This is a genomic window from Pedobacter sp. N23S346 (genome assembly GCF_048515415.1).
GTDB lineage: Bacteria > Bacteroidota > Bacteroidia > Sphingobacteriales > Sphingobacteriaceae > Pedobacter.
This window is the reverse complement of record NZ_JBLYEE010000037.1, coordinates 1-646: the sequence shown is the minus strand read 5'-3', so window position 1 is coordinate 646 and position 646 is coordinate 1. Positions and strand designations below refer to the sequence as shown.

Below are 646 nucleotides of genomic sequence, written 5' to 3'. Positions count from 1 at the left end.
CAATAAAAGCACACCATATCTGTATTTTAATGGCATTTTCATTGTCACCCAAAAAATATTTAAGTGGAAAGTTCTGTTTAACCCTCTTAAAGAGGATTTCGATCTGCCAGCGTTTTTTGTAAAGATCGGCGACCTGCAAAGCCGATAAGGTGAAGTTGTTGGTCAGAAATTCAAATGTCCTGCCTTTTTCCTGATCAAAGAATGTAACCTGCCGGGTCTTAAGCTTTACCTGTTTACGATGGGTTTTATTACCGATAACGATCAACCGGTCAGCTATTATTCCTGCATTGCTGTCCTCCTTACTAACCGGGTTTGAGCCTGTTTCTAAATAACTGGCACCTTTTCTTTGCCGGGTGACAAAGAAAACACCATTGTTGTCCATCCGCTGATATTCGCTATAATCGACATAACCCTTGTCAAAAACGATAAATGAGCCAGCTTCCAGGTTAATCTCCTTTAAAAAGTTCATATCGTTGGCACTGGCTGCTGTAAAACTGACCTGGACCGCAACATCCTCCAAAGCATCTATCAGCGTATGGACTTTGATACCACCTTTTCTCTTTCCATTCAGTTTACCTGGGCTGGGTGCTTTAAGTATCTGTTGAAATAAAGTAATGGTGGATGAATCGGCAATGAAAAGTCTGGA

1 protein-coding gene is annotated in these 646 nt (G+C 41.0%); it reads right to left on the bottom strand.

The window, feature by feature from the left end; genetic code table 11:
• Positions 1-646 (bottom strand): IS4 family transposase (locus ACN1CD_RS23610; RefSeq protein ID WP_419132881.1); only part of this gene is annotated, 646 nt, incomplete at both ends.